Below are 6,630 nucleotides of genomic sequence, written 5' to 3'. Positions count from 1 at the left end.
TGCGGCGAAACCGCTTCCCGCGGGCGCCGCGACCCATGGTTTCCCGGCCGAGGGCCCGCGCGTCGGCGAAGTCGAGGTCCTCGACCGCGACCGCACCAATGGCGTGCCGTTGGGTGTAGCGCAGCAGTTTCGTGATGACGTGGCGCAGCTGGGCGTCGCGGCGCGAAGCGCTGCCCGACAGGTCGACCTCGATGCGTTGCGCCGCCCCGATCGGATTGCCGTGGGCGTCCAGGCGGCGCACCGCGAGATGCCCGTCGTTGAGATCCACCCCGACCACTGGACCCCCGACATAGACGTCCTCGCCAGCGGCGCAGCCGTCACGTCCCACCCAGTAGGGCACCGAGGGGATCGCCCACGCCGCAGTCAGATACCGGCCGCTTCGGCCGGGCTTGCAGGTGATGGTGTAGGACACCGAGTTGGCACCGGTGATCCGCTGAGCCCACTCATCTCCTCGATACGAAAATTTCGCGGGACACGACAACACGTAGCGCCCGCGTGGCGCGTTGGCGAAGTGCTCCAAGGGTTTGGGCAACCGGACACTGATTTCACCAGCCGGGGTGACGGTGATGGTCAGGTTGCCGAACGGCTCATCCGGGGAGCCGTTGGCGCTGATCCGGTACCGGGTGGCGTCCCAGCGGTCGCGCCATTGCGCGGCGGTCAGAGTGGCCTTAGCAAGGTGGTGGCGGGTGCGGGCCAGCCGCTTACCGCCTTCCACGACACGCACCCGCCCGGCGGCCCGATCCGCCTCTACCCGGGACAGTTCGGCGCGCAGATGCTGGCACCGCTGTTGCTTGGCGAAGCGTTCCGCCTGGCTGGCGTAGCCCTTCGGCTCCTTGGCTTTGCGGCGGGCTCTGCGCTCAGCGGCGGTGAGGGTGTCGGCGGTGGGGGCGGCCAGGCGTTTGTCGATGGTGGTGATCGCCGCCCGCAGCCCGATGATGTGGCGGTGCTGGGCGTCGCGGGCCAACCGGTGCTGGTCATCGTTGCCGGCGATGATCGCGTTGGCCCACCGCGCCGAGGATTGCGCGGTCAACGCCTTCTTACGGCCATTGAGCCGGCTGCGGCGCACCCGGCGGCGTTGGTCGTCACTGCACCGCGAATCCACCGGTACCCGCCGGCAGGTCGCGGCCAGATCAGCGCGCCGCAACCCACCCAGATGCGCCGCCACCCGATCGAGCACCAACTCATCCTCGGCGGTGGTGCGCAGCCGCGCGGTGACCGCCACCCCCGCAGGAGCCGCCACCGGCTTCACACCACGCCACTGCCGCAGCCTGCGCGCAGTCACGCGACATCACCGCATCCACCCATAGGGGGATGCTCACACACGGGTCCGACAACTAGCGTTTGTCCACTACCGACCAACAAAACCGCCAGCTGTTCTCAACCCGGCGCCCCGGCGCCCCGGCACCCCGGCGTCCCTAATCGGCCTCGATGCTTTCCAGCCGGCTTTCGGTGTAGGACGCGATCTGGTCGACGATCACCCGCATACGGGCGTCGTCGTCGGCGGCGGCGTCAAACACCGGGGCGAACAGCGGATCCAAGGTGGCCGGCGCACCGGTCAGCAGCCGGTGCGCCACCGCGTGGATGCGGTCGCGTTGTCGGGCCTGCCGGTCCAGATGGCACGGGTCGGACATGATGAACTGCAGCGCGAGGATCTTCAGCAGCGCGACCTCGGCGCGGACCAGGTCGGGCACCTGCAGTTCGGCCCGGTAGCGCGTCAACGCCCCGGGGCCCGCGGCCGCCCGGGTGGCGGAGACGGCCGCCGAGACGAACCGGCCCACCAGTTCACTGGTCAGCCGCTTGAGCGCTACCGAGGATCCCAGAGTGGCGTCGTATTTGCCGGCTGCGGCGACCACCGGCAGACCGAATAGCCGCTGCGCGGCGGCCGCCAGATCGTCGGCGCGCAGCTGGGGGAATTCGACCGCCCCCAGCCGGGCCAGCGCGGCGGTCGCGGCGTCGTCGGCAAGCACCCGCAGGTCAATTCGGCCGGAGATGACGCCGTCCTCGACGTCATGCACCGAATAGGCGACGTCGTCGGCCCAGTCCATCAGCTGCGCCTCCAGGCATGCCCGGCCCTTCGGTGCGTCCCGACGCATCCAGGCCGCGGCATCGCGGTCGTCGTCGTAGAAGCCGAACTTGGCCATCGCGGACTCGCGCGGCCACGGGTATTTGGTGGCCGCATCCAGTGCCGCACGGGTGAGGTTCAGTCCGGCGCTGCGTCCTTGCGGGTCAAGCGTTTTGGGCTCCAGCCGGGTCAGGATACGGAAGTTCTGCGCGTTGCCCTCGAACCCGCCGCAGCCGGCAACGAGCTCATCGAGAGCCCGCTCGCCGTTGTGCCCGTAGGGCGGATGTCCGATGTCGTGGGCCAGGCCGGCCAGGTCAACTAGGTCCGGGTCGCAACCCAGCCCCATCGCCATCGCCCGCCCGATCTGGGCCACCTCCAGCGAGTGGGTGAGCCGGGTGCGCGGGGTGTCGCCCTCGCGGGGGCCGACGACCTGCGTCTTGTCGGCCAGCCGGCGCAGCGCGGCGCTGTGCAGCACACGGGCGCGGTCGCGGGCGAAGTCGGTGCGGCGCTGGCCGTCGGTGCCGGGCAGACCCGCGGTCTTGGGTGTCTCATCGACCAGCCGCTGCCGGTCGAACTCGCGGTAGGGCTCGGGGTCGTCGGGGTCGTACTGCTGGATCGTCACCGCCGCTCAGTCTGCCAGGAGGCTGCGGGGCACCGCGTTTCGGCAGACCGTGCGCCGCTTGTCGCATAGATTGACGAGCATGCGTATCACCCGGGCGCTGGGCGCCCTGCTGGCGGCCCTGACCGTCACGGCGCTGGCGACTTTTGGAGCCCCCACAGCCACCGCCGAGCCGCCGCTGCGGCTGGCCGGTCCGGTCACCGACCATGCCGGCGTCCTGTCGCCGTCCGAACAAGCCGCCGTCCGCGGAGCTATCGACCGGCTCTACACCGATCGGCACATCCGGCTCTGGGTCGTCTATGTCGACATTTTCTCCGGGCAGACCGCCGACAGCTGGGCGCGCAGCACCGCGCGCCTGAGCGACCTGGGTGGCCACGACGCCCTGTTGGCGGTGGCGACCGCCGACCGCGGATACGCGTTCTTGGTATCGACGGGTGTTTCCGACGTGAGCGAGCGTGCGGTGGATGCGTTGCGGCGCAACCAGATCGAGCCAGCACTGCACCGCGGCGAGTGGGGTGCCGCGGCGGTGGCCGCCGCGGACGGGCTCAACGCGGCGGCCGGGCCGATCGCGGTGGCGTGGAAACCGGTGCTGGCCGCCGTGGGCGTGGTGGCGTTCGCCGGTCTGGTGCTGCTGTTCGTGGCGCGCTACCTGCGGCGGCGACGGCGAGCTGCGGCGCTGGCCGCGGCCCGGCGGATCGACCCCACCGACCCGGATGCGCTGTCCCAGCTGGCCCAGCTGCCGCTGTATGCCCTCGACGACCTGTCCCGGCTGAAGGTGGTCGACGTCGACAATGCGCTGCGCACCAGCACCAACGAGCTGGCGCTGGCCGTCGATGAGTTCGGCGACCAGCGCACCGAACCGTTCTCCCGCGCGGTGCAGGACGCCAAGGCAGCGCTGGGCCGGGCCTTCACCGTGCGCCAGCAACTCGACGACGCCATCCCGGAGACGCGGGCACAGCGGCGCGAACTGCTGACCGGGGTGGTCGTCGCCGCGGCGAAGGCCGACCGCGAACTGGAGACGCAGCGCGGCGCCTTCGAGCAGCTGCGCGACCTGGTGCTCAAGGCACCGGAGCGGTTGGACGCATTGACCCAGCAGCTGGTCGAGCTGAGCGCGCGCATCCCGGCTGCCGAGCAGCGCCTCATCGAACTGGGCAACGAATTCGACGCTGCTGCACTGACTTCGGTCTCCGACAACGTCAAGGCCACCCGGGACCGGACGGCGTTCGCCGACCGCAACATCACCCGCGCGCGGGAGCTGGCCGCGCACCCGGTCACCGGCGGGCAGAGTGAACTCGTCGACGCGGTGCGGGCGGCCGAATCGGCGGTCGGACAGGGCCGCGCGCTGCTCGACGCGGTGGACAGCGCCGCCGGCGACATCCGGCACGCGGTCGCGACGCTGCCGTCGGCCATCACCGACACCGAGGCGAGCATCGCGCAGGCCGATGAGCAACTGGCGCAGGCCGGCAGCTCGCACACCCGTGACCTGGCCAAGGCCCGCAGCGCCGCGGTCAAAGCCGTCGCCGACGCCCGCGACTGCACTGACCCGTTGGGCGCGTTCACCCGTCTGACCCGGGTGGATGCGGATCTGGACCGGCTGCTGGAGACCGTCGCCGAGGAGCGCGCAGCCGCCGAGCGACTGGCCCGCAGCCTCGAGCAGGCGCTGTTCACCGCGCAGTCGCGAATCCGAGCGGTGTCGGACTACATCGACACCCGCCGCGGCAGCATCGGCCCGGAAGCACGCACCCGGCTCGCCGAGGCCCGTCGCCGGCTCGACGCGGCCAAGGACAAGCAGGCCACCGATGCCGACGGGGCGATCGCCGACGCCAACGCCGCCGCGGCGATGGCCGCTTCGGCGCAGTCGTCGGCCAAGGCCGACGTTCAGGCGGCCCAGCGGTCCTACTACGGCCGCTACGGCGGCGACGACACCGGCGCGATGTTGGGCGGGATCATCATCGGCAACGTCCTCGGCGGGGGTTTCGGGGGTTTCGGGGGCGGTTCCGGCGGCTCGGGGGGTTCCGGGGGTTGGAGCCCCACGTCGTTCGGCGGATCCGGCGGGGGCGGCGGGTTCTTCGGCGGCGGGGGCCGCTTCTAGGCGATTCACCGCGAGCGTGCGTGTCCCCGGTCGACGCGCCGGGCTAATTTCCGGATTTGCGCACGTTCGCGCCGCGGGATGCCGCGGGATAGGCCGCTACGCTGCCCGCGACCGGGTCAACTCCACATCGATGCGGCGCACCATGTCCCAGGGCCGCCGCCGCACGTCGTCGGCCACGATCGACCGCACGGTCCAGCCAACCTCTTGCAGCGCAGCACGCTTCTGCCGGTCCTGGCGCAGCGCGTCAGGGCTACTGTGGAAGTCGAAGCCGTCGTACTCGACTGCGACCAGGTGTTCCGGCCAGGCGAAGTCGACCCGCCAGGTCCGCCAGTTGCGGTCGACGATCTCATACTGCAACACCGGCCGCGGCAGCCCGCCGTCGTACATCACCAACCGCGCCTCGCTTTCCATCGGCGATTCCGCTTCGGCGGCCGCCAACGGGATCAACTCCCGGACGTTGACGATTCCCCGCCGGCCGGCCTGACGATCGGCCGCGGCGAGCAGTTGGCGTCGGTCGCACGTTCGGCTGCGCAGTGCAGCATCGAGTGTCGCCAACGCCCGGGGACGACGCAGACCGCGGGCCACCTCGACGGCCGTCCAGGCCGGTTCCGTGGCGGGGCGGCCATCGACCATGCCCAGCGGAGCGCCTTCGCGGCGGTGCACAATCAGACCGTCGGAGTTGCGCAGCTGATGGGCAATTGGGCTCAGCACATGCAGGTCGGCGTTGTTCTCGGTGTCGAATCCGTAAGCGGCGGCGGCAGTTCCGAGACAGATCGCGACGGGTTCACCGGCGCGCAGATCCAAGCCGCACAGCCGCATCATTGGGTCAGGGTCGGTCTGCGCATAAACGCCCCACCACACGTGGCGGAGTTCCCCGCGGGCGACACGGGTTTCGAATCCGGCGCGGCCGAGGTGTTCGAGCAGTTGTGCGGTGGTGGCCACTCCACCCTGATCAGCCAGCAGCGCGTCCAAGTCTCGGGTCATCGCTGGATCGTGCAGGCTTCACGACTGCAGCGGTAGTCAGCGCCGTGGATCGCTGTGGATAGCTGTGGATAGCTGTGGCTGGCTTGTGGCTGGCTTGTGGCTGGCTTGTGCCCGGCGAACGTGCGCGATCTACGGATTTTGGCCGGCGTGTCGACCGGGAACACGCACGCTCGGGGCGGGGGGCGGGGGGCGGGGGGCGGCGGGGGGCGGGCGGCGCGGAGGTCAGCAGCCTTTGAGGCGGGCGGCGAGGTAGTCCGCGACGGCGTCGATGCCGATCCGGTCCTGGGTCATGGCGTCGCGTTCGCGCACGGTGACGGCGTGGTCGTCGAGGGTGTCGAAGTCGACGGTGACGCAGAACGGGGTGCCGATCTCGTCCTGGCGGCGGTAGCGGCGCCCGATCGCGCCGGCGTCGTCGAACTCGACGTTCCAGCAGCGTCGCAGCTCGGCGGCGAGGTCGCGGGCCTTGGGACTCAAGTCGGCATGCCGCGACAGCGGCAGCACCGCTGCCTTGACCGGCGCCAGCCGCGGGTCCAGCCGCAGCACGGTGCGCTTATCCATGACGCCCTTAGCGTTCGGCGCTTCGTCCTCGCAGTAGGCGTCGACGAGGAAAGCCATGAATGAGCGGGTCAGCCCAGCCGCGGGCTCGATAACGTACGGCACGTAGCGGGTGTCGGACTCCTGATCGTAGAACGACAGGTCGACACCGGAATGCTTTGCGTGCGTCGATAAGTCGAAGTCAGTGCGATTGGCGACACCTTCCAGCTCGCCCCACGGGTTGCCGTGGAAGCCGAAGCGGTATTCGATGTCGACGGTGCGCTCGCTGTAGTGCGACAGCTTGTCCTTGGGGTGCTCGAACAGCCGCAGGTTCTCGGC

Annotated in this window: 5 protein-coding genes; 1 reads left to right on the top strand and 4 read right to left on the bottom strand. The window is 70.6% G+C overall.

What is annotated here, in order from left to right; all coding sequences use genetic code 11:
* A partial coding sequence (locus AC2VOP_RS13815) for a hypothetical protein (RefSeq protein ID WP_486961496.1) occupies positions 1–1,240 on the bottom strand: 1,240 nt, incomplete at its 3' end.
* A gap of 175 nt (positions 1,241–1,415) precedes the next feature.
* A complete protein-coding gene (locus AC2VOP_RS13810; RefSeq protein WP_486961497.1) occupies positions 1,416–2,678 on the bottom strand; it encodes a deoxyguanosinetriphosphate triphosphohydrolase in 1,263 nt (420 codons plus the stop codon).
* Between the two features lie 85 nt (positions 2,679–2,763).
* Between AC2VOP_RS13810 and AC2VOP_RS13805 the strand changes: the two genes are divergently transcribed.
* Complete coding sequence (locus tag AC2VOP_RS13805) at positions 2,764–4,773, top strand: TPM domain-containing protein (protein WP_486961495.1); 2,010 nt, start codon at positions 2,764–2,766, stop codon at positions 4,771–4,773.
* 96 nt (positions 4,774–4,869) lie between these two features.
* On the opposite strand, the gene AC2VOP_RS13800 is transcribed toward AC2VOP_RS13805, so the two are convergent.
* Entirely contained in the window at positions 4,870–5,757 is an 888-nt protein-coding gene (locus AC2VOP_RS13800) for a hypothetical protein (RefSeq protein WP_486961494.1), read from the bottom strand.
* 222 nt (positions 5,758–5,979) lie between these two features.
* Positions 5,980–6,630 (bottom strand): His/Gly/Thr/Pro-type tRNA ligase C-terminal domain-containing protein (locus AC2VOP_RS13795; RefSeq protein ID WP_486961493.1); only part of this gene is annotated, 651 nt, incomplete at its 5' end.

The organism is Mycobacterium sp. TH-M106, assembly GCF_057473765.1.
This window is presented reverse-complemented; position numbering and strand designations above follow the sequence as displayed.